The following is a 25950-nucleotide window of genomic DNA, read 5'->3' as shown; positions in this document are numbered from 1 at the left end:
GTGTCAATTACAGTTTTTTTTCTGGATTTGGCCCTTTTTACAATTGTTATTTCTATATTATTGCATTAAAATTAATAACAAAATAATAATATTTTAAGAAAATCGTATGAGAGTTCTAAAATTGAAATTAAAAAATATTTTTAAATCCTCATTAATTATTTTTATCGCTTTATTTAGTTTTTCCTGCAACAATCTTTTTGATGATATTGGCGGACCAGATGCAAGACCGGCTCAAGCTGCTGAAGGCCGCTACGTAACTTTTACCGGTAACGTTCAGTCAGATGGCGCTCTGCCTCAGGAAATAGCTTCAGAACTTCAAAAAATAAATTCAAATACTGATGCACGTTCAGCGCTCCCGGAACTCAACTATAATAATGATGATGATAAACCTAATAAAGTTAAATATTTTGCGACAGCGGTAAACAAAAATAAAACAACTGAAAAACGAGACGGAGATTTTAATCCTTCATATAAAAAAGGAACTTTTTCAATCACACTTGAAACAGGAAAAACCTGGATAATTACAGCGGGAATCAAAAAAAAGGATTCTGATACCATAATTTTTTCAGACAAATACGAAACTACCCTATCCACGGAAAATCCGGTTTTGAATCATACCTTTAACCCGGTACCTGTAACTGAAGGTACAGGTTCTATCGAACTGAAAATGTCTGTTCCAAATGGAACTAAGGTTACTGCTGAATGTTCTGATTCATGCTGGTCTGATGCAGCTCCATCTGTAAATACTGCATTAGTAGGCGATGGATTCAAAGCAACACTTAATGCTTCGTCAATAAACACCGGGGCGTATACAGTCGTATTAAATTTTTATGACGAAAACGATATTCTAAAATATACAACCGTTCAGGCAATTAACGTTTTTGCAGGCCTTACAACCAACAGCTGGCGCAGTAACGGAAGCACAGATTCTCTAATAGATTCGACAGGCAAATTTAATCTGACACAGGATATTTGCAAATCTTTTGCCCGTACTGTTTTTTATGTTGGTGAAACAGGTGTCGGAAGTTTAAAATTTGATGAAGAAGGATATGACATAGGAACAGGAAGCGCCTACTCCCCTCTTGCCAGCCTCAACCGCGCTATGGATATTATCATGGTCAATGCCAATGCAGATGCCAACTATAAAATCTTCGTAACCGGAAAACAGACTGGAACACAGACAATCTCATCAGAGCTCAACAGTAAGGCAAAATCAATTACAATTGAAGGTCTCAGAGGCCTTTCTTCCAGCATCCCTCAGGATATCTTTGATGCAGAGGGATCAGGAAGTGTTTTTACAATAGAAACATCGGTTCCAATCACCTTTAAAAATATTAAAATTACAGGTGGTAACGGAGCAAATGGCGGCGGAATCTATATGGGAAGCGGAACAAGCATAACGCTTGAAAGCGGTACCCTTGTTGGTGATGCAACAGAAAGTCTTGCAACCTCTTCTGACTGCGGAAATAAAGCTTCTTCTGCCGGTGGCGGTATTTATAATAACGGCGGTACCCTTACCCTAAAGAAAGGTTCTAAGGTTTGTCACAACAATGCAGGTTATGGTGATTCAGATACAGATTCAGGTGGTGGCGGAATTGCCAGTGCAAAAGGCAAAGTCATAATAGAAGCAGGAGCTTCTGTTTCTTATAACAGAACCGGTGGTCGTGGTGGCGGAATCTACCTGATTGGTACAACCTCTGAATCAACCCTTACAATGAACGGCGGCGAAATCAGCTATAATGCGACTGGTTACTGGGGAGGCGGCGTTCTGATTGGTTCCGGCAGTACAGCTGCTCAACAAGGTGAAAACTGTAATGTTCGTTTTTATTTTAAGGGCGGAGAAATCCATCACAACAAATCAACCAGTGTAGATTATGGCTGGGGGCCTGGCGGCGGTGGTGTAACAGTTGACCACAGCTACATGGAAATGAGCGGTTCTGCAAAGATTCATCATAATGAGGCTTTAAATACTGGCGGTGGCCTTCGTGTCGGTTTAAACGGTGTCTTCCTTATGAGCGGCGGTGAAATTTCTAATAATATCTGCCATAGAGAAACGGACACAGATGGCACACCTGTCAGCGGTGGTGCCCTGGATATAGAACCAAATTCAAAGGTTGTTATCAGTGGTTCTGCAAAAATTCCATATGGAATAGATGGTGTAAAAGGCTACCGTAAAAATGATATCTGGCTTAGATATGCAAGTGGTGAAACTCCATCTTATATAACAGTTGGCGGCGCTCTTACTTCAACTTTTGAAATGGGAATTGGAGTTAACGGTAAGCGTGGACTTGTAATTGCCCAGGCCGACGGCACAAACGTAACTGACCTTACTCCATACAAGGATTACTTCAAAATTATAAATACCGACTGGCTGACAAATCTTTCCAGCAAGACAAAGATTGTACTTGATTCTCCGATTTATGTAAGTACATCTGGTTCAAGTGCTGCAACTACAACCGGAACTAAGAATGATCCTTTCCGTACAATTCAAGATGCAATTTCAACAGCTTTAACTGATACAAATGTGGATTATACAATCTTAATTGACGGCGAACTTAGAGCAACAACTGTTAATAACAATGGTACTAATAATGGTACTAATAATGGTACTAATAATGATGGTTATGCTCAGGAGATTATCGATCCGCCTGCCGGTTCAACAATTAAAGCTAAGTCTATTACAATCAGGGGTGCGTCTGCTTCGAACGAAAATCCAACGGATGTTATCAATGGGCTTTCAGACGATGGCACTAAAAGAGCCCGCGGATTATATATTGGTACTAAAATTCCTGTAACAATTGAAAATCTTAAAATTACCGGCGGTCTTGCTGACGAAGGTGGCGGTATCTATCTTTCTGGCAAAGACACAACACTCACTCTAGGAAATGATGTTCTTATTACAGGAAACAAGGCTAAATCTGGTGGCGGTATTTATTTAAACAAGGATAATAATAGTTGCCCAACACTTAATATAAAAGGAAACGTAAAAATCTGTGATAACACACACAGCGTAAGCGGTGATCCTTCTAACCTGTATCTTCCAAATGGAGCAAAAATAACTGTTACCGGTACTCTTACAAAAGGTACTGACAAGGCAAATATCTGGATAGATACAGAAACTGAACCAACTTCATCAGCTTCAGTAACAATTACTTCGGGCTACGGCTATACAACAGGCGGCTACAATGCCGGCGTTGCACCATCAACTTATTTTGAAGCTTATCATAATGGCAAACAATACCCTGTAATCCACGATACAACTGATCCCGATACTGCCGTACCTTCCGGCGAAGCCTTCATGGCAGTAAACGGCACCGGTGGCATCACCATAGCTCCAGTTTACGACGAAATCAAAATCAGCGCAGATAAGACAGCAGTTGCAAAAACTGCGGATAAGAAGAAGTTTACGTTCATCGCCAAAGGCAAAAAAGACGGTGTTGAAACCGCAATTGAATCCGGCACAGGCGACGGCCAGATTAAGTACAAAGTTACTTCAGTCACCTACTGCGGCGAAGAACTTACAAAAGGAAGTCACTACACCTACACCGCCGGCGACAATTACATCATCCTGAGCAATTCACTTCCAACCGGCAATTACACAATCAACATAACCAGCACTTACAGCGGCAAAACTTACAATGCGGCATTAGTTGTAGAAATAGCAGAAGGTATGACAATTTCTGAGGCAACAAGTTATATCACGTCTATGACTTCTAGTGGAACTGTAAAGATTTCAGGTTCTGTAACAGCTGATGAACTTATAAACATTGGCGAGATAATTTCGGGAAAAAATGCTGACTCTGTAAGAATCACACTTGATTTAAGTGGCCTTAAAGGACTTTCCAGATTGCCAGCCAGAGTTCAGACTGATACTTCTTCAACAGGTCTTTTTGAAGGTTGCGATGCTCTTGAAGGAATTATACTTCCTGCAGGCATTCCAGTCTCAGGTGGCATATTTAAGGAATGCCATAACTTGAAGTATATTAAGGGTGGTTTAAATCCGAATGGTGGTTCCGGTGTAGTATGGAACTGTTCTTCACTTGAATATATAGTATTCCCTGTTACCTTTGATATTTTCCCAACAAATTTCTTGCATGGATGTGACAAATTTACAACCGTATATTATATGGGTACAGAAGCACAGTGGAATGCCCTTCCTTCTGATGAAAAATCACCATTTACAGGTAAAACAATTGTTTACAACTCTACAGGTCCTTCTAACTAAAATTTGGAAAGAAATTGAGGTTTTATGAAAAAGTTTTTTATATCAGTTTTTACAATAAGCGCACTTCTCTTTTCTGCGTGTACAAATATTTCAGACGGACTCATTAATGACCCGGGCTCTTCTTCTGCCGTCGCAAACGATTCTGACAGAATCGTAACTTATACAACCGTAAGCGGAACAGTTAATTCTTCCGGTGCACTGCCCTCTTCCATCGCATCTGCTTTGCAGAGCTCTGCTTCAGAAAACTCCTCTGCCCGCACGGCATTTCCGGAACTTCCCGGCTTAAATACCAGCGGACTAACCTGGACCGTATTTGCGACAAATACAAAAGATGACAGCGAAAAATATGAAGGAAGCTCAGAATATAATGCCACAACCAGCTCCCGCTCTTACAGTGTTACAATTCCGGTAACATCCACGGCAAAGAGTTATAAAATCTATATCGAAGTAAAATCCGGCGAAATAACAATACTAAAAGGTGAAAGTGAAGGATTTGATATAAGCACGGCTGAACCTGTTATGAGCGAGAATGTAGTGCTGCATGCTGTTTCAAGCGGTTACGGTATGCTTTCTCTTGATGTTACTGTTGACAGTGGTGCAGAAATCAACTCTGCAAAGTTTTTTTTCAACGATACAAATGGAAATCCTGTTGAAAAAGAAGCAGATGTTTCTGGAACAACTTATACTTTTGCAACAGGTTCAGTCTCAGGCTCCACATTTACCGCATGCCTTGATGCCGGCCCAAACAGTATAAGATATGAATTTTATTCAGCGGCCGGCGACATTGTCTATTCCTTCACCGATGTTGCAAACATCTACAACGGTCTCACCACAAACACATGGGTAAAAAACGGTGCTGAACCATATTTCGTAACAACCGGCACAACAACAACCTGTCATATTACAAAGGCACTGGTAGACAGCTGGGAATTGACGGATATTTATGTTGATAAAACGGTGGCGAACGACACAGGAAGCGGTTCTTTCCTTCACCCAAAGAAAACTTTTGACGCGGCCTTAGCAAAACTCAAAAATAAAGATAAGGATTACACGATTTATATTGTGGGCACTCTTGAAGGTGCACAGACACTTCCAGATACTCTGAAAAAAGATGGTACTGGCACATATAACGCAAGAACCCTTACAATCTGCGGCTCAAGAGGTCTAAAAGCAAACGGTGAACCGCAGGATGCACTGAACGGAAATAACCTTGGTCCAACAATTGAAATCGGAACTAAAGTTCCTGTAACTATAAGAAACTTAATGATTACAGGTGGTAAAGCTTCTGATTTTGGCGGTGGATTATTGGTTGATATATCGGGTGCTGATATAACACTTGAATCAGGAACTCTTATTACTCAAAACGAAGCCGTAACAGCCGGCGGTGGTGTATATCTTGGTTCAGGCAGTGAAATAAAAATTAACGGAGCTGTTATAAGTGGTAACACGACTGCTGGAGATGGCGGCGGTATTAAAACTTTAGGAACAATAACATTCAATTCGGGTTATATCAAATCCAACAGGGCTTATTGTTTCGGAGGTGGTGTCGATATTGAGGAAGGCGGTTCCCTTACAATGAACAAAGGCTCCATAATAACAAAGAACAGCGCAAATGATGATAATGATGGCTCAATCGCAGGTGGCGGCGGTGTTTTTATTTATAGCGAAAGTTCTTTAAATAGTACTTTAATTCTAAATGGCGGAACAATCAGCAATAACTCTACCAATGGTAAAGGTGGTGCTGTTTTTGTAAATAACGGTAACTTTAACATCAGCGGCTCTGCTTACATTCCATACGGCGATTCAGCCGGCAATAAAGCTGCCGGCAAAAATGATGTTTACCTTGATGATGGAATGAAAATCACCATTGCAGGAAGTCTTACCCCTCCTGCAGAATGTACAGACGGCATAATTGCAGCAATTACAATGAATCCGTTTACAATGGGAGCAACTATTGTATCATCTGATATAAATATTTCTGCATATAAAGATTATTTTGTCTGCAGCAATGACAGATGGTCAGCGCTTCTTTCTGACGATAACAAGAACCTTATTCTTGATGCTCCAATTTTTGTAGGCTCTACAGTTACAGATTCAACTGCTGAACTTGGAAGCAGAAAGAATCCTTTCCCGAATATAACCAATGCAGTAACACTCCTTACTAACAAAAATTTGGATTATACGATTTTGGTTGACGGCCTGGTTGAAAATCAGACTAACACAATTTCTTCATCATTAAAGAAAAATGGAAGCGGAACTTATAACGCAAAATCTCTTACAATCTGCGGTGCAAATGGACTTGTAAGCGGAGAACCGCAGGATGAACTGTCTCTGTCATCAGCAGGAAATGTTCTCAGCGTAAGTACGGAAGTTCCTGTAACTATTAAAAATTTAAAAATTACCGGCTCAGACAAAAGCGCAAGCAACAAAACTACAACAGGACTTTCACTTGAAAGCGGTAAATCCACAGATGTTACCATTTCTAGTGGCGTTGTAATTACGAAGAATTATAATTCCGGTGTAAATATCGGCGCCTCAGGAAAACTAACCATGACCGGCGGTCAAATTACCAAAAACCATGCCGCACAAGGTGCCGGTGTAATGAATAAGGGAACCTTCATAATGAACAGTGGTAACATCGAGTATAACACAATATATACTACTGACGATACCGATGGTAACGGTGGCGGTGTTTACTCTACAAGTTTAATGACAATGACAGGTGGTAATATTATTTCTAACACTGCGGGTCCTGGATCCTCCGGCAGCACAAAAGGAAATGGCGGCGGTGTATGCTTCAGCGGAACTTTTGAATTCAAGGGCGGCAGCATTTACGGTAACCTTGCTACTGTTAATGGCGGCGGTATTTACATAAATGGCGGCTCATTATTTATGAGCGGTTCAGCCGAAATTGGTAACCTGAATACCTACGCTTTCCCAACATCTAGTACAAATCTGATAAACAGAGCTTTTAAAAATGGTGGTGGTATTTACGTCTCAGGCGCGTCAGCAAAACTTTTCATCGGATATACAGATGAAAGTAATGTTGATTCTAATTTTAGCGGTGGAATTTCTTCCAACTATGCAAAAGAAGAAGGCGGCGGTATTTTCGTAGAAGCAGGTGATATTGGTACTTTCAAAATTTCAGGCGGAAAAATATCATACAATACTGCAGACAATACTACAGAAAACCCTACAGACAAAAAAGGCGGTGCAATATATACAAGCAGAAGATTAGACCTGAAGGGAAAAGCCTATATTCCTGCTGGAACAGGCAGTAAGAATGATGTTTATCTTGTCTCAGATACGTACATCCTTATAGAAGATACGCTCTCTGCCTCAAGTCCGGTTGCAACAATTACGCCATCTACATACACAAACGGCACACAAGTTCTTTATAGCTCTAATGCCTTATTAAGCAGTAATTACTCGAAATTCGCAGTCAAGAAACCTTCTGGTTCAGATAAAAACTGGGTAATAATAGCTGATGGTAGTTATGGTAAGACAAAAGAGATTATTGGAACATCACTTGAGTATCATTATAAAGACATTGTATTTAATGACGGAAGTACAATTCCTTATAGTTCAAATTTAGTATTAAATTCTACACAAAAAGCTGCGGCCATAGCTTATATAGTATATAAATACAATAGCACGTACTGTGGTGTAGGTTTACAACAAACTAAGTTGAAATGGGCATATAAAGACCTCACAACTCCTAGCGGCTATACAGATAGTAGTGGAAGCACAAGCACAAAAGATGGAAAGGCAAATACAGAAGCAATCAAAGACCTATCAGATTATAATCAGACAAATTACCCTGCATTCTATTGGGCACTAAATTATACTGCAGATAATCTTGGTTCCTATTCATCAGACTGGTACATTCCTGCTTCTGAAGAACTAGAATGGATGCTTTCTTCTAGTAAAAACATGTATTTTTCAGAAGCAATTAGCAAAATCGGAAGTACAGCCTTAGCCACCGGTACCAACGATTATTATCTGAGTTCAACGCAGAAAAGTAACGCTACTGATAAAACCAAATGTATAACCAGAAAAGGTACCACTGAAAAAGAGCAATCAAAAGATCAGAATTATTATGTTCGTGCAATGCGTTATTTTTGGTAATTGATAATTATGAGAGCCTCTTTTCCCCGCCCACAACACTTGCCTGCTTGACTTTTTGACTGAATGTGCTATATTTAAAAACAAAGGGCACCCGCGACAAGCGTCTTGCCCCTAGAAGCATTTGGTCTAACTTTCGTTAGACGACACGCCACTCTGTGGGTCAGACAGGGTGGCGCTATTTTTTACTCTTTATCATTCCGTCTGCGGAAGAGGAGCTGAGTGATTTCAATGATAAGCTGAATGACGGCTACAGCCAGCTTCAGAATTTCATATAAATCCATAGCATTCCCCCTAAGATAAAATTCCAGTCTTTCGACCAGTCAAGTTTCACTTGGGGACAATACCGCCCATGTCACGGGTGCAACAATTACTATATCATAAGAAATTATGCCAATCAAGTGTATAATTTTTACTTATTAATTATTGCGTTATACCTAAACTTTACACGTATTACAACTATAATTAATATTTGTATTTGTAAAACATCTGTGCTAATCTGTGCCCCATCTGTGGCTAAAAGTATCGTTAACGGCGCCCTGCTGCCTGGTGGTTTTGAGTGCCGACGTAAGGTTTCGCCGGCGCGAGAAACGCAGGGCTTGACCAGCGCAAAGCGATGGCTGAGCGTCTAGCGAACCCGGAGTTGTCCGCACACTAAAGTGTGCTATCGAGTTTGCAAGCAAACTCGCAGACTGGGTGTGAGCACTCACCTGCTCTAACGGTCTTTCAAGTTCCGTTGCTAAATTTGCAATAAAGAAAATATATGCTAGAATAGCAGTGAGGTAAACACATGCCAATTGTAAGCGAGTTTTCTGGAATAGAGATTTATTTGTATTTTGACGATCATCTGCCTCCGCATTTTCATGCTAAGTACAGCGGCAATGAGGCTTTAATTGAAATTGAAAATAGCTGTGTCTTAAAAGGTGCCCTGCCATCAAATAAATTAAAATTGGTTTTGGCATGGAGCGAGCTTCACAAAGATGAATTGAACGAAAACTGGTTAAAGGCAAAAAATAAGCAGCTGCCACAAAGCATTGAGCCATTAAAGTAGGAGGTGCATATGGAAGTTGTTCAAGTAATTCCAAAAGACGATTATAAGGTAATTGTTTATTTTGTAGACGGTGCGATAAAACAATATGACGTTTCACATCTTGTTGGCGATGGTGTTTTTGAGTGTTTGTGCAATATAGACTTTTATAAAAATAACTGCACAGTTTTGAACGGAACTTTAGCGTGGACATTAGACGGAAAATACGATAAACACAATTGTCTGGATATTGATCCTTATGTAATATATGAAAAGGGAGAGAATGTCGAAGACCCTCTAGCTCGCATTGCATAATCAGCATTCCCCCGCTCTGTGCACCCATAATTATTTCTAAAACATCTGTGCTAATCTGTGCCCCATCTGTGGCTAAAAGTATCGTTAACGGCGCCCTGCTGCCTGGTGGTGTTGAGACTCGCCTGCTCTAACTTGACTTCATCAATATAAAATTATCTTTTACTTTTCTGAGGCAAGGACAGAAAGCTCGGGGAAACGGGAAGTGATTTTTTCGTAGCTGGAGCGGAAGTGAGGGAAGTTGCAGTCTATGCAGGATTTGATTCCTTTTTCAGTATATTTGAAATTGCCGCCGCAGAATGGGCCCAGGGCGTAAAGGGGGCAATAGCAGAAAAGGCAGTTGAAGTCTTCTTCAGGAACATCTTTATGGCAGGGGAAGTTTTTGCAGCTTTTGTTCTGAAAGAATTTATGAGATGCCTGGGGTGCGGCGGCTTTTGTTTTTACTATGACAACAGTAAGATAGCGGCTTTCATCCAAATCGCAGGGTGATTTTATGATTTTTTCGTCTTCAAAGCCGCAGTTTGATACGGCGCCAAAGTACTCAATCCTGTCCTGATGATTTATCAAAAAGTCTTTTAAAGTTCCCAGCTTCTGTCCGATTTTCATAAAAACCAGAGTGCCCGGAAGATTAAATGCCCCCTCCAGATTTTCAGCATCCGGGATTATGTGAATCTCTTCCTGATCCTGGGCAAGACTGATTCCAAGCTTTGCGGCAACAGTACAGAAAGATGGAACTCCGCTGATAATCTGGCAGTCAAATCCCTCTTTTTCAACAAGACATTTTATATAAAAGAAGGTTGAATATATGCCGGCATCCCCTATTGTTAAAAATGCCACTGAATCTTCTTTTAGAGCCTGTACTGCACTTTTTGCAGCGTTCTTCCATGCCGCTTCCACTACAGTCTTATCTTTTGTCATGGGAAAATCGCAGAAAATCAGTTTCTTGTTTTCTATTTCAGCCAGGGCTTCTTTTACAATCTGATATGCGCGGCAGTCTTCTTTGGATTTATTAGGGAAGATGATTACCCCGCACTTTCTGATTGTTTCAAGCGCTTTTATTGTAATGTCATCCTTTGTGCCGGCACCCACGCCTATTCCGTAAAATATTCCGCTCATTTTTTACCTGCCTTATAAATCCTGCATTTTTCAACGAAGTTTTTTGCAAAATCAGGACTTGACGGATAATAAAGATGGGCAAAAGACCAGAAGTGATTTTCGCCTGCAAGACCTAGCTGGTATTCCTTCCCGTTTGTTTTGACTGCCTTAAAAGAGTCTCCATTCTGAGTGCTGTCAAAATAATGAAACTCGTGGCCTTTTATTTTGCCGTTGAAGAAGGAGGAAGTCTTGTCTGCCGCGGTGTCAGTGCCCCCTGCCCCCGCAGCAGTCATCGTAATGTAGCCGAAGCGCACAAGCTTTCCCGTATAAAAGGTATCACCGTCAATAAGACCTGCCATCTGGTAAGTATTTCCGCTCTGATTTTTAAGAGTCTTATGCAGATACATAAAGCCGCCGCACTCTGCAAGAGAAGGCATTCCGGATGTAATTTTCTGCCTGATTTCTTCCATTATTCCGGCCTTCTGGCTGAGTTTTTCTGCATAGAATTCCGGGTAACCGCCGCCAAATATAAGGCCGTCTATGTCCTCAGGAAGCTTTTCATCATGAAGCGGAGAAAAATCAACTATCCGGGCACCGTAAGATTCCAAAAGCCTTAGGTTATCTTCATAGTAAAAACAGAAGGCCTCGTCCCTGGCAACAGCGATACGGAGGCGCGGCTCCACTAAAACTCTGGAGCTCGACTCCATGTCGGCTGGTAAATCTCCCGCCTCCTGGGCAATTTTAAGGAGCTCATCAAGGTCAACAGTTTTTGCAATCTTTTCTGCCGCTTTTGCAGCCATTTCCTTAATGCCTTCAATTTCGTCAGGCAGCTTTAAGCCAAGATGACGGCTTTCAATTTCTATATCTTTCTGAAAAGGAAAATATCCTGATACCGATATACCGCACTTTTCTTCAATCACAGGCTTAATCTGCTCAAAGAAAGTCTTGGGAATATTGTTCAGAATTACAGTTTTTATAAGGCGGGCGGAATCCATTCCCAAAAAGCCCTGAATTTCTGCCACAAGAGAAAGCCCCATGCCCTTTGCATCGATAACAAGCACAATTGGGGCCTTCAAAGTTTTTGCAAGGTGATAGGTCGATGCTTCCAGACTTACTCCGCCAGTACCGTCGTACAAGCCCATAACGCCTTCTATAATAGAAAGCTCGGCCTGGTTTCCGTCAGCAAAAATCCGGCGGGTCTGCTCCTCATCTGTAAAAAATAAATCAAGATTTTTTGAAGGGATGCCAAGGATTTTTTTGTGGAACATGGGGTCGATGTAATCAGGACCGCATTTAAAGCCCGCAAGCTTTTTCCCCCGCGCCATAAACGCCCCCATCAGGGCAATCGTCACAAGGGTTTTTCCGCTGCCGCTTTTTGGCGCCGCAATTACAATACGGGGAAGTTTACAGCTCATGCCTTCTCCCCGTCTGCTGCCCCGGATAAATCAAAAGAAAAGATAAAAACAGGATTTTCAGCCTTCATAAGATGATAGCTTCCGGCTTTTTCTGAACGGCTGACAGCCAGCTGCACACATTCATAATTTTCAATTGCAAAATCCTTAAGAACCGACTGAATATTGCTGATTGATTCAAGACTTACGGCGTTAACAACCACCCGCATACGGGGATTTTTTTTCAAAAGAGAGGCTAAAATCTCCTTAAACTGGCCTTTACTGCCCCCTACAAAAGCGTGGGTCGCCGGCTCAAGTCCTTCCAGTGCTGCCGGAGCCATGCCTTCTACCAGCCGGACGTTTTCCAGTCCGAATTTCTGGATATTCTGCTTAATAAGCTGGCAGGCCTCTGGCTTTGTCTCCACGGCATAAACCCGGCCAGATTTACAAAGGCGGGCAATTTCCACTGCAACAGAGCCGGTGCCGCTTCCAATATCATAAACCACCGGGTTTTCACTCAAGCGCAGCTTACAGATGGAAAGGGCCCTAACCTCTTCCTTTGTCATGGGAACCTGACCGCGGATAAAATCTGAATCCTTAATGCCGGGAGTTATCATTTTATAAAATCTTTGTACTTTCCAAAAAACTCTTTGAAAGCTTAGAACTGACAGTCTGCCTTGTCATAAGTGTTTCTTTGGCACAGGTAAGACCATAGTGTATGCAGTTTTTAACAGGAGCCTTTTCCAAAAATCCCATCAAAAAGCCAGAAGCAAAAGCATCGCCGGCCCCGATTGTATCTACAATCTGATGAGGATTATAAGGAGGCTCGTTCCAGGTTTCATTACCGATGCGAACCATTACGCCCTGTCCGCCAAAAGTGATGATAAAGTTTCTGTAGCCGAGGGTCTGGAATTTGTCTGCAGTAGTCAAATCTGGAAATGCAGTCTCACCAAGAATAGCAGCTGCCTCAAATTCGTTACAGCCAAACAAATCAATAAGAGGCGCATATTTCATGGTTTTTCTTGCAATATCAGGTGCTGTTGCATTCTGAAAAACAAAGATTTCCGGATGCTCTTTTTTATAGTTGTAATATCCCTCCAGAGTATCTTCAGAAAGGTTTGAATCCATTACGATTGTATCGATATTCTTTTCCTTGATAAAATCTGCAATCTTCTGGTCAAAAAGGATTTCCTTAAGAATGTGAGTTGAATAAACACAGGTTGCACTTTTTCCGCGGCTTGCCATTACAGAAAACAAAGCCGTTTTTCTCTCATCACTTTCACCAAGAAGACTTATATCAACTTCTTCACCTGTCAAATCTTTCTTTAAGTATTCACCGAAAATATCCTTTCCAATTACAGAGTGGATATAAGTAGTCATTCCAAGATGCTTCAGGTTGATTGCCATTCCCCTGCCCACTCCACCGGCAACAAGCTCGATGGAACCTTCGCGGTATGCTTCGGTGTCATCTACCTCGGCAGAGTAAGCCTTAATATCCAGGGATACGTTTCCTGCGCATAAAATATTTGCCATACTTAAATTCTCACTTCAAGGTCATCAAGAACGCCGTAATAAGATGTTCCCACAAGCTGAAAAACCAGGTCTCCGTTATCACCGTTAATAATTTTTAAGGAAGTCTGCTTCCACTCATCATTTTCAAGAACTTCAAAAGTGTCGCCAAAATCAATTGATGTTAAAGGCTCTCCTTCACTTCCTGTCACCCAGAATTTTCCTTGAATTACGTCAAATGTTAATTTTCCCTGAATTTTATCCTTATTACTCATATTATTCCTCATCCCAAGTATATCACAACGTCCAATTTTTTTGTACACTTAGTATATGAAAAAAACTATCATTAAATTATTAACTACAATTACAGCTCTTGTATTTTGCTCCTGCGGAGGGGGCAATATTTTTAAGGAACCTCAGAATCCAGACGTCAAACTTTCTGAAGATCATGGAAAAATGCTCAACCTGATTTACAGTCTTGATGACTATATGTTTGAAAGATGGAGAATCGATTTAGACACTTCTGGTGACAATTATTATATTGAATATAATTATGAGCCTGATCCACAATATCACAGTAAAATAGAAATTGTACACCTGCAGTTTTGTAACGGAGTTATTACCGACAGAAATTTTTACAGATATGACTGCTCTACAGGCGAAACAGAAAAACTTTCGGGCATGAAAATCCGCTGGACTGACACAGAAATTATCGTAAAAGATGATGACGACAGAAAATACTACTATCTTCTTGATAAGCCTGATGAACTTCAGCTGGTAAAAAAGCCTGAATATCTTTACATGGCATATAAAATTAAAAAGCTGGATGACAAACAATACGATTATATGTATGTAAAATTTGACCCTGGCAAGACAAACAGTTTTTCTATTCCTGACAGTTATATAGAATATATTTCTATTGTAGATTTTCTGGATGACAACCAGTATCTGTACATCGGTAAAAAAGATGCTGAACTTCCACGACGCATGTATAAAAACGGAAGACTCATGTACGATCTGGATTATGCCTGCTCTTACAAGTTTGAAGATGAAAAAGAAACAAAGGGAACTTATACATATACAGATGGAACAAAAATCGCTTTTTTCAGAACTCCTGAATCTGATTTAGTAAAAATCTACCCTATTACCCGCTCTTATGATGATGACGGTAACCTGCTTTACGAAAAAAGAATGTCTTACACTGGCGATGACTCTTACCAGTTGATGATGTTCAGAAAATCACTTCCAGATGTAAAAGAATTTTCTGAATCCTATGAAACTCCGATTGACCTGGTAAATGCTAAAAAAAGAAAGTAGAAGAATTCCGGCTATGTTATAATAGCCGGAGCTGACTACCACTCAGGTACGTAATCCAGATTTTCACTTTTGATAGTCTGGTATTGCATGCTGATTGACTCCAAAGCAAGATGTTCGCCAGTATGGCTATGACAGCTTTGATGTCCGGAACGGTCGGAATAGGTATCATATTCGCCGAAAATGCACTGAGGCATATTTCTGTTTTTGGATTCAAAATAGCAGTAAGAATACCTGGAATAATAACTCTCTCTTCCTCCTGTGGTATTATATGAGTCCCTGTAAAGACCATGAAAAGCCAGTCTTCTTTTCATTTTTACAGTGTAAGCATTGTATGAAACATTATCTCCATAGAGTGTGGTTCTGAATATGAATGTATAAAAGGGCTCAAAGTCTGTCGCCTCTCCCCAAAAATCGTATGGTTTCATGTCAAAATCACGGTAAGCAATAAATTCAATTTCTTCTGGCCTGCCTTCGTATGTATTTCCAAGAAATACTGGTTCAAGTTCAAAGCCGGGACCATCTTCATATCCGGTTTCCAGGCGATGAGTTTCTAGAGTCTGGTAGTTAACCTCGTAAAGTTCAGCATAAGAGCTTACCTTGTAATCATCTTCTGCAAGCCCTGGATTATAATAATCTTCTGTAGGCTCTGGATTATACAGAAGTCTGTAATAAATATCATAAGGGCTTTCGCAGCCTCCAACAGGAACATCCGGACCGTCGTAAGTAACACTCATCCTGTCATAAACCAGAGAAGAACCTCCTATAATTCCCATCTGATAATTTTGCGTACGTACAAGGTAATAATTGTAGCGGTAAAAATACTGCCGTTCGTAATTTGTATCCTGCATTCCGTAATCCCACAAATCTTCGTCAGGATTTCCCTCAATTCTTCCAAGAATTTGGACCTTTTCAAAAGGTTTTGCCGTAATATCTTCGCCCCTCGGGCTCAAAAGTTTTGTTTCCTTTATTACAATTGGAGTTTTAGTTTCAAACTCAGCCTGATAAAGCCAATTGCGAGGAACATAACCGCCAGTACTTCCGTGCCGCAGTCTGTAAAGACTATTCAGGTATTCGTCATCGCCTTTTAATTCTTCAAGAGTTTCATATTTTACAGGATTTGCAAGATATCCGCCGAAACACCAGCCTTCAAGATCCTTTGCCGAAACTTTGTACCAGAAGTCAGAAATATTATCAATCGTAACTTTTTCATTGCCACAGTCGTGTACAGTTACTTTAGTTCCGTAAGGAAGTTTTCCAATTACCTTTCCGTTTTTGCCAGGCTTGTCGCGTATGTTAAGGTTTTCATCGTAAGCCATGAGTGTATCTTCATCTGTAAGATAGACGAATGTATTATTTCCTTCAAAATTCAGAACTTTATAAGTGGTGTACGGCAGCGGAGCATATAAAACCTTGAGTGTCTGAAAATTTCGACAATCCTCATTAGCTCGCAGATATTCAAGACACTCATTTACAGACAGGCATTTTGCCGGCTCATACATTGACATAAAATTCTTAATTCTTTCATCTTTGCACTCAGCTACATAATCCGCAAGGCTTTTTCCACTGTAATCTTTTGTAGACATCATGAGCGAAAAAATCTTTTTCTTGTCATCAATGTATGTTTCATAGATTTTTGCAAAGTAATAATTTGGAATATTGTGCTCATAGAAATACTTAAGAGTATCAAGATTTCCGGCTTTTATTGCATGTATTTGCGCAGAAACGGCTTCGTCATCCAAAAATGCTTTTCTGTAAAAATATTGCAGATAATTGTCAGAATAGCCTTGTGCATAATCAGTGTAAGCGTTACTGTCATCCAGATATTCCCACGTAACTTCATTTGCAACTTCGGCAAGCAGATGTATCGGATTTGTTCCTGCGTTGCTTGGAATATTAGAGGAACTCAACTCTATTAATCTTGCTATGGCGGTAAGAATTACTAAATCTTCAACACTATAGCGCATGATATTTTTCATTCGGTCAACACCAACATAATCAACTATGTAGTGAAGTTCATCCATTGCCTCTTTTATAGTCAGATCATCAAAATTGAAATTAAGGGCAATGCGGGCATTCTCATTTCCTTCAAGAGCCGCTTTAATACACCAGAAAAGCGTTTCCTTGTCGAATTTTGCAGAAATATATCGGACAGGAACCCAGCCTTCATTTTTTTTACCTTTAATATAAGCCGACTCATGTTCATTGTTATAGGAAAGAATCTGGCACTTCATGCCATCTGCAAGGTATTCAATCGGATTAATACTGTAATAATGGAGGGATGAATCCTTATACATAGGAAAGTTATATTTACCATCATGTGTATCAACAGTAAAAGTAAGCCCTACAATTTCAAAAGGCCTGTTTTTATCAATTGCCGGACTTTTTTTCTTACAGCCAGAAAAAATGACTGCCACCAAAAGTATCGTAAAAATTGCAATTAGTTTTTTCATTCTATCCATATTGATTTATTTTCCTGAATATTTCAGTGTTTGCTTGTCGTACAGATAAATGCTTTCAGTTTCAAAAGTTTTTTCCGTACGCTTGTTTATGTGCATTGGAGATTCGAGTATGATTTGTTTTACGAGCTTCCAGTTATCAGATTTTTTGTCATAGATAAAATAACTGTCTGTGTAGTCTTTATAGGAATGGCGTCCGGTTACAAGATTTCTGACAATCATATTATTCTCAATGGAATATCCTAAACAGCCGTCATATTCATCATCATACAAATTTTTGTTATCGCTGAAACTTATTTCCTTTTTTACAGAGCCGTCCTTATTCATCAATCTTATGCAGATTTTTATTCTGATTCTAAGGACATCGCTGTCATCTTCTTCTCTATGCTCAAAATTGTAATTAGATTCTTCAATAAAAAGGTCTTCGATTCCGTCCTGGTCTAAATCGGCGCGGAATTCTTCTTTTTTAGTATCAGACCACTCAGCAAAAGCCACACCGGTCACAAAAATCATCGTAAAAATTGCAATTAGTTTTTTCATTTATTTCCCCGCATACATTGTAATAAAGAAATGCCGCAATTTACAAGTCTATGTTTTTTAGTTTATTATTATCTAATGAAAGTAAAAATCCTAAAAGTTCTGGTTTTATAAAATTAGGAGAATATATGAAAAAACACATTTTACTTCTGATTAGTGCAATTTTTACAGCTCATAATGCATTTTCTCAGAGTGACTGGTTTATGGCTCAGACAAAAGCGGCACCAGTAAAGTCTGTAGTTGCTACAAGTGAACTTGTAGAAGCTCAGTATGCCGGAAAATATCTTTATCCGCCGATCAATATTCTTGACGGCAATTTTGAGAATACCTGGTGCGAAGCTGATCAGAATGGCTCTGGAATTGGGGAATCTATTACAATTGAATTTACAGAAGCAGTAAGTTTTGATGAAATTCAGATTGTAAACGGATTTGCTACAAAAGATTACTACAAAAAAAATAACCGCGTAAAATCAATTCTTCTTACTCAGGTTGCAAACAAGCACTTTCAGCAGAAGGAATACAGCTTAAAAGATGATATTGCAGACTGGCAGTCAATTAAATTCGATTTGGACCAGACCGCGCAGACAATCACAATCAAAATCACTGGGGTTTATCCGGGCTCAAAATATGATGATACCTGCCTTGATGACATCCGTCTTTTGTACAAGGGAAAAGTAATTCCTTTTGAAGGCGTTGAAGAATTAAAAAAGGTTCAGGAAGAAAACTCAAAACAGATGCTCCAAAGTTCTTCTGCAGACTTTAAAAAACAGTTCCTTGCCTTGTTCTATGGAAACAATAAAATGTATTTAAAGTCACAGAAAGGAAGTGATGTTATCACTATAACCAGATTTAAAGAAGAAATTACAAATATTTCTTATGAGGGCGAATTAATAAAAAGCGGCACAAAAGAAGAACTTTCTAACAAACTTTCTGAAATGAACTTATGGCGCTGGTACTTTGAAGATGATACAGAAGGCTCTGTTAAGGGGTCATGGTATGGCGAAGCTTTGAAGAAAAAAGCAGATTATATTCTTGCAGGCTTACTAGAACATACCTGGAATAAACCTGAATATGAAATTGGAAACTTCAGAATTCTGAAAACACAAACGGTTAGTTATGTAGAAACAACAACTGCCATCATTATAAAGATTGAGGGTAACACCCTTTACTGGAACGGAACCCCTTATACAGTTCTTACAGAAAAACAGGTTGTTGATGCGCGCGTCTGGGATTAAGCCCCAGACACGGCAAAGTTTTTTACTTGTATCCACCATAGCTTAAAGCAAGTTCTGAATATCTTTTAAGTTTTTCAAGCTGGTCTTTATTCAGAACTATGGTATCTTTTCTGCCGCTTTCATAAAGAATTTTAATTTCTACAGAAACCGGCAGAATCATGGCCCAGGCAATACTGGAATAATTTTTACCTATTATCCAGCTTCCTTCTTTTCTAGTCTCACTAAAGCTATCGTTTCGTTCTGGTTCAGACCAGTTCAATTCATCCCTGCACTCCATGCCAGCGTAACTTTTACCAACAAAAAGGTAAGCCTTTATAGGCTCCTTGGACCAGAAAGTTATCCAGTCATATCTTTCGTCTGAATTATCAAGAGTAATTTTTAAATAATCAGTGTCATAAATAGCATGAGGTTTTTTAATAACATCTGAATTATCACCGTATTCTTTTCGATTTTTACAATCTATATAAAGTTCATACAAACCTTCATCATTTCTTTCAAAAACAGGAGAATTACCATCTGTATACTCGCTGTAGCTGGTGCTGGCATTTCCAGCAAGTTCTCTCCAATATTGCTCAGCATAATCTCTGTCAACAATAGGATAAAGTCTGTCCGCATCTATCAGGCCTGAAATCATACTAAGGCAGACATCATCGTATTTTTCACCCTTATAGACTGATTCAATTGTTACTTTAATGTGTTTTGTAGCATTCTCAAGCTTGAAATTCTTAACTTTTACAGAGTCGGAAAGTGTAAAATAATAATCCTTATCATTATCTATATCTGTTACTTTCATATCTTTAACACGAGCATTTTTCTTAAAATAATCAGGATGCAAGGGGTCAACGTATCCATTCAAAAAAGAAAGCACTCCAACATCACTTTCAAAAGAAACATCAATGCTTTCTCCTATTCCCTTTCCTCCGGCAACCCATGGAAGATGCTCGTAATTCCAGGTATGTAATTTTACATCACTACTAATCCACCAGGCAGAACCGTGATCTGTTTCTAATACTGTTTCTTTCCAGATTCTATCCAGAATTGAGCCATCATACCATACTTTGCCGCTTTTAAGTGTTTCAGAAAGATATGTAGAAGGCTTAAAATGAGCCTTTACTCCATAACTTACAGACTGTTCTTTTGTTACCTGCTTATAATTCAAATATGTGTTATGCAATGCAACCAGTTTATGAAGTTCATCAAAAATAACAATATAGTCTTTTACATAAAAGTAACCGTTTTTATCCAGACGAAATTCTGAACGCGGAAACTTCATTTGGTTAAAGATTACATTATCCGGAGTTATGGCAATTTCAGCCTGGGGATAAAAATAATAGTAGTCTTTAAGACTGCGGCCTTCCTCATCTTTCAGAGACTGCGCAAAGGCAGAAAGTGTAATCAAAAATAATGAAATGGTAAAAACGATTTTTCTCATCATAACAGCCATATTAAAATATTGTCCCACTTTCTTCTATATGATATATTTTGAAAAAAAGGAGAATTGTATGAAAAAAAACATTTTGCTTCTGGTGGGTGCAACTCTGACGCTTCAGAATGCATTTTCTCAGAGTAACTGGTTTATGGCTCAGACAAAAGTTGCAAAAGTAAAATCAGTTGTTGCTACAAGCGAGCTTGTTGAAGCTCAATATGAAGGAAAATATCTTTACCCGCCAATTAACATTCTTGACGGCAATTTTGAAAATACCTGGTGTGAAGCTGAACAGAATGGTCCTGGAATTGGAGAATCCATCACAATTGAATTTTCAGAACCGGTAAGTTTTGATGAAATCCAGATTGTAAACGGCTTTGCCACAAAGGATTACTACAAAAAAAATAACCGCGTAAAAACAATCGTTCTTACTCAGGTTGCTAAGAAACATTTCCAGCAGAAAGAATACACCTTAAAAGATGATATTGCTGACTGGCAGTCTATTAAATTTGATCTGGACCAGACTGCTCAGACAATCACAATTAAAATTACAGACGTTTACAAGGGTACAAAATACGATGATACCTGTCTTGATGATATCCGTCTTTTGTACAAAGGAAAGGTAATTCCTTTTATGTGCATAGAAGAATTAAAAACAATTCAGGAAGAAAATTCAAAACAGATGCTTAAGAGCACTGCGGCAGATTTTAAAAATCAGTTCTTTGCCCTTTTTGACGGAGGCGATAAAATTTATCTGAAGCCACAAAAAGGTAATGATCTTATAATGACTGTGGAAAAAGATGGTGACAGACTTTCTGACGTAAGTTTTGCAGGCCGCCTTGTAAAATTCGGTTCAAAAGAGTCAATAATCGAAGAGCTTAGCGATTTTTACGATAAATATTACTATATTTATGATGATAAAGGTGACGATGGTCCTGTTCTGCAGGGATTTGATTACGAAAAAGCAGAAGCCGCAAATCCTCAATACCTTCTTATGGGAGGCCGATTTTCTGGCTGGGGTGAAAGTCCTTCTTACAGCCTTGGTAATTACAGAATCTTAAAAACAGAAACAATTTCTTATGTTAAGACAACCACTGCGATAATCATTAAGCTTGACGGAAGCACTGTTTACTGGAACGGCGTACCATACACAGTTCTAACAGACAAACAGGTTTACGACGTAAGATTCTGGGACGGTCCTTAGTTTTGTACCGTTTTACTCCACAAAAACGCCGGTCTGCCTTACGGGTTAGGATTGGTGTTGCATGTTACTGCATGCTGCGCCGCCTTGCCTGGTTTCGCTGGAGCCGGCGTTTTGCAGTTTTAAAAAAGACTTCCTCAGCTGATGATTTTGAAAGCTTTACCTCAACTGCCTTTGAACATTCAGTTCCTTTGCGACGAAACCTTTCTGATGTTGATATAGAACTGCAGGAAGGGAAAATCGCAAATCTCCAGATTGCCGTAAAAAAAGTAAACGGACTGGTTCTTAAAAGCGGAAAAATCTTTTCTTACTGGCGCCTGATAGGAAACCCCACAAAGCGTAAGGGCTATAAAAAAGGAATGATGCTTGTAAACGGAAAGCCTAGGGCGGCAATTGGAGGAGGGCTTTGCGCACTTTCAAACCTTATTTACTGGATGACTCTGCACACTCCCCTTACAGTTCTTGAACGCTACCGCCACAGCTACGATGTATTTCCCGATTCAAACAGAACCCAGCCATTTGGAAGCGGCGCAACCTGCGTTTACAATTACCGCGACCTTATGATAGAAAACCGCACGACAGACACTTACAGGCTTTTAGTTTGGGTTGATGATGTAAGGGGCCGCTTATGCGGAAAATGGGTAAAAGACTCCCCTGTCACCGATACATACGAAGTTTACCAGAAAGACCACTGGATAAGCACGGAAATTGGCGGTGTTTATGTAAGGCACAACACAATATGGAGACGGCATTTTTCTGTAGAAAATGGAAAGGTCTCCTCTGAAGCTGACAGCGAAGAATATGTTACGGAAAATCACGCAATAATGATGTATGAACCGCTTCTGGAATCCAACAAGGGAGAAAAAACTGATGAAAATTAATGAGGCAAAATTGAAGACGCTTTTACGCGCAATTGTCATTGCAGGACTTTTTATTTTTGTTTTTTTGGTGCGTTTTTCCATGCTGCAAAAATCCAGCGAAGCTAACGGCCTGGACGGATATTTTTACGCGCTTCAGGCTAAATCCTTTGCAGAAAACGGTCATCTTGAAAACCCCAGCTACGAACCGGGTTATTACTTATGCGGAATCTGCTCATTTTTTACAGGAGACGCCGTTACCGGTGTAAAACTCTGGTCTGCACTTTCTTCTGCTGGCATTTCAGCGGCTGTATTCCTTTTGATTTATCTGCTCACAGGCAATACGATATTTTCATTTCTGGGCTTTTTTCTTTCGGCAGCCTCTCCAACAATCACACTGTTTGGAATAAATTATATAAATAACCAGACTGGAATCCTCTTTCTGCTTCTTTATGCTTGTGCCCTGGCTGCATCCAACAAATCTGCTTCCATTATTTTCTTTCTTTTATCCTGCATCAGCCATAAGGTTTCTATGCTTTTAGCCCTTCTTTTGACTTTCTTTCTTATTATCTACAAGGGCATTTTGATTATCAGAGAAAAAAAATCAGATTTTAAGATTAAAAATCCTGCCGTAAAAATTACCTTGATTTGCAGCGCCCTTTTATTTTTTGCAGCAGCAGGCTTTTTTCTTGTATCATTTCTGGCACTTCACAGTCCCCGCTTTCTGCATGCCTTTGACTTTCCCCACCTGCCCTTGTTTAACAAGAACTTCTTAAACAATGTAGACTGGGGCGCAATAGAAATGACTTTATATGCTCCTCTTATTTATTTTCTTGCACTTCTTGCAATCATAAAAAAAGTACCCGGACGCAAGGCAGTTCTTCTTGTTCCATTTATATACTTTCCCCTTTGGAACTTAGACAGTGATATGGGCTTAAGAATGTGGATGAACGCCGTTCCCCTTGGCATTCCCTTACTTATTTATTTTGTATTTATAATTGATAATTTTAATATTTCAAAAAAGCAATCAACTGGACAGACAAAAAAAAGGGGTAAAAGCTCTTCTTTGGTTTATATTCTGTGGGGAATCTATTTTATAGGCTTTATGTACCTGATTCCAGAAACTAAGAGGCTCTATAATCCTAAAAATGACCCGCCATACCAATATTACAAAAAGATTGTTCAAAAACTTTCAGACCTTCCGCAGGATTCACTTTTAATTGCTCACCTTGGCCTGAATCACGTTTACACTTATGAGAATAATTTAAAGGACGGCCTGAACTGGCTTCCTGATTTTGAAATTGCCCCAGAAAAAACCTGGCGCCTTGCTTACGGTGCAAATGAAGGAAGAATCAGAGAAGTCCTGAATGAGAATAGCAGCGAAGATATCCGCACCATAGACCAGAACTATCTTTTAATCCGTGAAGACTTGTGGCAGCAGTATCTTGAAAATGAAGATGAACAGATTGCAGAAACTTTTTACAACTGGTACAACCCTCACGAAGTACGCCCTCAGTACATCCGAAGAAGTAAATGATTTTTTTATCATTTTTGAAACTTTTTTCTTGCATTCCTGGCAAAGTATGTTAATATTAAAAATGTAGCAAGGAGCGAGATGAGGACGCAGACCGGTTACTTGGTAGGAGGCAATATGCAATTTCCGACAAAGACAGCACGCCTGGTCGAGGCTGTATAATACGCTAGACATTTCGAAGTTACCAGTGGCTTTACAACTGGATATATTATGGTGCCAGTCCTTAGGTTGACTGATAGCACTTTACAGGCCGGGAAACCCCCGGCTTTCTTTTTGCCCTGAGCCCTTTTTTGCAAGTAAAATTACTTTTCCTCTTCAATTTTTCTGCTTACTTTCGGCAGCAAGATTTACCAGCCATTTTTCCTTTTTCAACCACCAGTGGGCAATACCGGCTTTGATAAAATCGGAAATTTTTGTAAGGGCATAAATTGCTATAGGTCCAAGACTTGTACAGAGTACAAAAAAGAACATTGAAGCGATATAGGCAATATTTGCAGCTACGTCGCAAATTGCACCCATTTTTACATCACCGCCAGCACGGCTGATTGCATACTGAGCGTTTAAGAAGGCCCAGAGAGGAAGGTAGGCAGCGCCTACAATTATAACTCCGCAGGCAATTCTGCGGGCCTCGTGAGTAAGGTTTGCAAAAACATGAGGAACCAGAAGGGTTGTCGCAAAACCTATTACAAGGAAAATGCAGCCAAAAACCGTTGAGCCGGTCAAAATCCAGTTTTTCTGAATTCTTGCTTCTTCCAGATGCCCTGCCCCAAGTTCCTGGCCAACAATTACGGTTGTTGCAGTTACAATTCCGCTGAAGCAGATAAAGAAGAGATTGCAGATTGCAAATCCACCCGCCATGCCGGAAACGACTTCTGCGCCGCCAAGAGTATTGTAGAGGGCTGTGGCAACTGTTTCCGAAAATGCCCATAAAAGTTCTGAAACTAAAATCAAAACAGATTTTTTTAAGATTTTTACGCCAAGCAGGAAATCTATATTCAGGATTGTAATAAGTTTGAAGAGGAAGTCCGGCTTTCTATAGGCGGCATAAATTAAAAAGAGGATAAGTTCTACCCCACGGGCAATTACAGTAGCATATCCTGCCCCGGCAACTTCCAGACGAGGAGCGCCAAAATGACCGTAAATCAAAATGTAGTTGAATACTGTATTTACAAGTGTTGCAATAATACTTATTACAAGCGGAGGACGTACAATTTCAACTTCACGCAAAGACGAAGCAATGGATTGAGAAATACACATGAAAATCCAGGAAAGTGCCACTGACTTTGCATAGCTTACCGTCTGATCAATGATAGCTGCGGCATCTGTATTATTGTGAAGCAGCAATGAATAAAGACCGCGCGGTGCCCACCAGCATAAAAGCGCATAAACCACGCCGAAAAATCCTGTTACCAGCAGCTTAAAGCGGAAACTCTGCTGCATTCCCCGCTTATCGTTTGCACCTTTAAACTGCGACATGAAAATGCCGCCAGACATACAAAGGGTGTTAATAAGCACGATAAAGACAAAGTTTATCTGTCCGCAGACATTAACACCACTCATTTTTACGTCGCCAAGTCCGGCAACCATAAAATTATCAATAAGAGAAACTAAATTCTGAATGAAAAGCTGAAGCATAATGGGAATAGCAATTGCCAGAGCCCTTTTATAAAACTTCCATGTACCAAAGTATTTGTTATTCATAG

Annotated in this window: 18 protein-coding genes; 9 read left to right on the top strand and 9 right to left on the bottom strand. The window is 39.8% G+C overall.

Annotated elements, in window-relative coordinates; translation table 11 throughout:
- The first annotated feature begins 121 nt into the window (after positions 1-121).
- The 4 genes from T530_RS0107105 to T530_RS0107085 all read left to right on the top strand — a co-directional run bounded on the left by T530_RS0107105 (position 122) and on the right by T530_RS0107085 (position 9692).
- The gene (locus T530_RS0107105; RefSeq protein WP_027728413.1) at positions 122-4225 is read left to right on the top strand and encodes a hypothetical protein; all 4104 of its coding nucleotides are present in this window, start codon (positions 122-124) and stop codon (positions 4223-4225) included.
- 24 nt (positions 4226-4249) lie between these two features.
- Positions 4250-8353, top strand: a complete 4104-nt coding sequence (locus tag T530_RS0107100; RefSeq protein ID WP_027728412.1) for a hypothetical protein — start codon at positions 4250-4252, stop codon at positions 8351-8353.
- Positions 8354-9140: 787 nt separating this feature from the next.
- Positions 9141-9401, top strand: a complete 261-nt coding sequence (locus tag T530_RS0107090) for a DUF4160 domain-containing protein (RefSeq protein WP_027728411.1) — start codon at positions 9141-9143, stop codon at positions 9399-9401.
- Between the two features lie 9 nt (positions 9402-9410).
- Positions 9411-9692 (top strand): DUF2442 domain-containing protein, encoded by a 282-nt coding sequence (locus tag T530_RS0107085; protein ID WP_038074026.1) that lies wholly within the window; start codon positions 9411-9413, stop codon positions 9690-9692.
- Positions 9693-9851: 159 nt separating this feature from the next.
- On the opposite strand, the gene cobI is transcribed toward T530_RS0107085, so the two are convergent.
- From cobI to T530_RS0107060, 5 genes are read right to left on the bottom strand one after another with little or no spacing between them, the layout of a single operon-like run.
- Complete coding sequence (cobI, locus tag T530_RS13845) at positions 9852-10805, bottom strand: precorrin-2 C(20)-methyltransferase (RefSeq protein ID WP_051537885.1); 954 nt, start codon at positions 10803-10805, stop codon at positions 9852-9854.
- Positions 10802-12199 (bottom strand): cobyrinate a,c-diamide synthase, encoded by a 1398-nt coding sequence (locus T530_RS0107075; RefSeq protein ID WP_027728409.1) that lies wholly within the window; start codon positions 12197-12199, stop codon positions 10802-10804. The genes cobI and T530_RS0107075 overlap by 4 nt, the downstream gene beginning before the upstream one ends.
- The gene (cbiT, locus tag T530_RS13840) at positions 12196-12792 is read right to left on the bottom strand and encodes a precorrin-6Y C5,15-methyltransferase (decarboxylating) subunit CbiT (protein ID WP_051537884.1); all 597 of its coding nucleotides are present in this window, start codon (positions 12790-12792) and stop codon (positions 12196-12198) included. The genes T530_RS0107075 and cbiT overlap by 4 nt, the downstream gene beginning before the upstream one ends.
- A gap of 1 nt (position 12793) precedes the next feature.
- Positions 12794-13708: a carbohydrate kinase family protein gene (locus T530_RS0107065; RefSeq protein WP_027728408.1), complete on the bottom strand. Its 915-nt coding sequence runs from the start codon at positions 13706-13708 to the stop codon at positions 12794-12796.
- A 2-nt stretch (positions 13709-13710) separates the two neighbouring features.
- The gene (locus tag T530_RS0107060) at positions 13711-13959 is read right to left on the bottom strand and encodes a DUF5348 domain-containing protein (RefSeq protein ID WP_027728407.1); all 249 of its coding nucleotides are present in this window, start codon (positions 13957-13959) and stop codon (positions 13711-13713) included.
- Between the two features lie 55 nt (positions 13960-14014).
- Between T530_RS0107060 and T530_RS0107055 the strand changes: the two genes are divergently transcribed.
- Positions 14015-15001, top strand: coding sequence for a hypothetical protein (locus T530_RS0107055; protein ID WP_027728406.1), 987 nt, complete (start codon positions 14015-14017; stop codon positions 14999-15001).
- 35 nt (positions 15002-15036) lie between these two features.
- On the opposite strand, the gene T530_RS0107050 is transcribed toward T530_RS0107055, so the two are convergent.
- Both T530_RS0107050 and T530_RS0107045 read right to left on the bottom strand, forming a co-directional pair.
- Positions 15037-17451, bottom strand: coding sequence for an SH3 domain-containing protein (locus T530_RS0107050; protein WP_038074021.1), 2415 nt, complete (start codon positions 17449-17451; stop codon positions 15037-15039).
- A gap of 15 nt (positions 17452-17466) precedes the next feature.
- Positions 17467-17997, bottom strand: coding sequence for a hypothetical protein (locus T530_RS0107045; protein WP_027728404.1), 531 nt, complete (start codon positions 17995-17997; stop codon positions 17467-17469).
- Between the two features lie 125 nt (positions 17998-18122).
- Here T530_RS0107045 and T530_RS0107040 point away from each other — a divergent pair, with 125 nt between their 5' ends.
- Positions 18123-19229, top strand: coding sequence for a hypothetical protein (locus T530_RS0107040; RefSeq protein ID WP_051537883.1), 1107 nt, complete (start codon positions 18123-18125; stop codon positions 19227-19229).
- Positions 19230-19251: 22 nt separating this feature from the next.
- Here the strand turns inward: T530_RS0107040 and T530_RS0107035 are convergent, their stop codons facing one another.
- Positions 19252-20664: a hypothetical protein gene (locus tag T530_RS0107035; RefSeq protein WP_197018253.1), complete on the bottom strand. Its 1413-nt coding sequence runs from the start codon at positions 20662-20664 to the stop codon at positions 19252-19254.
- Between the two features lie 67 nt (positions 20665-20731).
- On the opposite strand from T530_RS0107035, the gene T530_RS0107030 reads away from it, so the two are divergent.
- From T530_RS0107030 to T530_RS0107020, 3 genes are read left to right on the top strand one after another with little or no spacing between them, the layout of a single operon-like run.
- Positions 20732-21859 carry a hypothetical protein gene (locus T530_RS0107030; RefSeq protein WP_027728401.1) on the top strand — a complete coding sequence of 376 codons (1128 nt, stop codon included), beginning with the start codon at positions 20732-20734 and terminating at the stop codon, positions 21857-21859.
- Between the two features lie 2 nt (positions 21860-21861).
- A complete protein-coding gene (locus T530_RS0107025) occupies positions 21862-22737 on the top strand; it encodes a VanW family protein (protein ID WP_027728400.1) in 876 nt (291 codons plus the stop codon).
- Entirely contained in the window at positions 22727-24250 is a 1524-nt protein-coding gene (locus T530_RS0107020) for a hypothetical protein (protein ID WP_027728399.1), read from the top strand. Before T530_RS0107025 ends, T530_RS0107020 begins: the two co-directional genes overlap by 11 nt.
- 312 nt (positions 24251-24562) lie before the next feature.
- On the opposite strand, the gene T530_RS0107015 is transcribed toward T530_RS0107020, so the two are convergent.
- Positions 24563-25948: an MATE family efflux transporter gene (locus T530_RS0107015; protein WP_027728398.1), complete on the bottom strand. Its 1386-nt coding sequence runs from the start codon at positions 25946-25948 to the stop codon at positions 24563-24565.
- Between the last annotated feature and the right edge of the window lie 2 nt (positions 25949-25950).

Source organism: Treponema sp. C6A8 (assembly GCF_000619925.1).
Classification (GTDB): domain Bacteria; phylum Spirochaetota; class Spirochaetia; order Treponematales; family Treponemataceae; genus Treponema_D.
Note: the sequence above shows the minus strand (reverse complement) of the source record. Positions and strands in the feature narration are given on the sequence as shown.

Coding starts and splice junctions, on each gene's coding strand:
- T530_RS0107040 (WP_051537883.1), top strand. CDS start 18,123: ATGAAAAAACACATTTTACTTCTGATTAGTGCAATTTTTACAGCTCAT.
- cbiT (WP_051537884.1), bottom strand. CDS start 12,792: ATGATAACTCCCGGCATTAAGGATTCAGATTTTATCCGCGGTCAGGTT.
- T530_RS0107090 (WP_027728411.1), top strand. CDS start 9,141: ATGCCAATTGTAAGCGAGTTTTCTGGAATAGAGATTTATTTGTATTTT.
- T530_RS0107020 (WP_027728399.1), top strand. CDS start 22,727: ATGAAAATTAATGAGGCAAAATTGAAGACGCTTTTACGCGCAATTGTC.
- T530_RS0107050 (WP_038074021.1), bottom strand. CDS start 17,451: ATGAAAAAACTAATTGCAATTTTTACGATACTTTTGGTGGCAGTCATT.
- T530_RS0107015 (WP_027728398.1), bottom strand. CDS start 25,948: ATGAATAACAAATACTTTGGTACATGGAAGTTTTATAAAAGGGCTCTG.
- T530_RS0107045 (WP_027728404.1), bottom strand. CDS start 17,997: ATGAAAAAACTAATTGCAATTTTTACGATGATTTTTGTGACCGGTGTG.
- T530_RS0107065 (WP_027728408.1), bottom strand. CDS start 13,708: ATGGCAAATATTTTATGCGCAGGAAACGTATCCCTGGATATTAAGGCT.
- cobI (WP_051537885.1), bottom strand. CDS start 10,805: ATGAGCGGAATATTTTACGGAATAGGCGTGGGTGCCGGCACAAAGGAT.
- T530_RS0107055 (WP_027728406.1), top strand. CDS start 14,015: ATGAAAAAAACTATCATTAAATTATTAACTACAATTACAGCTCTTGTA.
- T530_RS0107035 (WP_197018253.1), bottom strand. CDS start 20,664: ATGATGAGAAAAATCGTTTTTACCATTTCATTATTTTTGATTACACTT.
- T530_RS0107030 (WP_027728401.1), top strand. CDS start 20,732: ATGAAAAAAAACATTTTGCTTCTGGTGGGTGCAACTCTGACGCTTCAG.
- T530_RS0107075 (WP_027728409.1), bottom strand. CDS start 12,199: ATGAGCTGTAAACTTCCCCGTATTGTAATTGCGGCGCCAAAAAGCGGC.
- T530_RS0107100 (WP_027728412.1), top strand. CDS start 4,250: ATGAAAAAGTTTTTTATATCAGTTTTTACAATAAGCGCACTTCTCTTT.
- T530_RS0107060 (WP_027728407.1), bottom strand. CDS start 13,959: ATGAGTAATAAGGATAAAATTCAGGGAAAATTAACATTTGACGTAATT.
- T530_RS0107085 (WP_038074026.1), top strand. CDS start 9,411: ATGGAAGTTGTTCAAGTAATTCCAAAAGACGATTATAAGGTAATTGTT.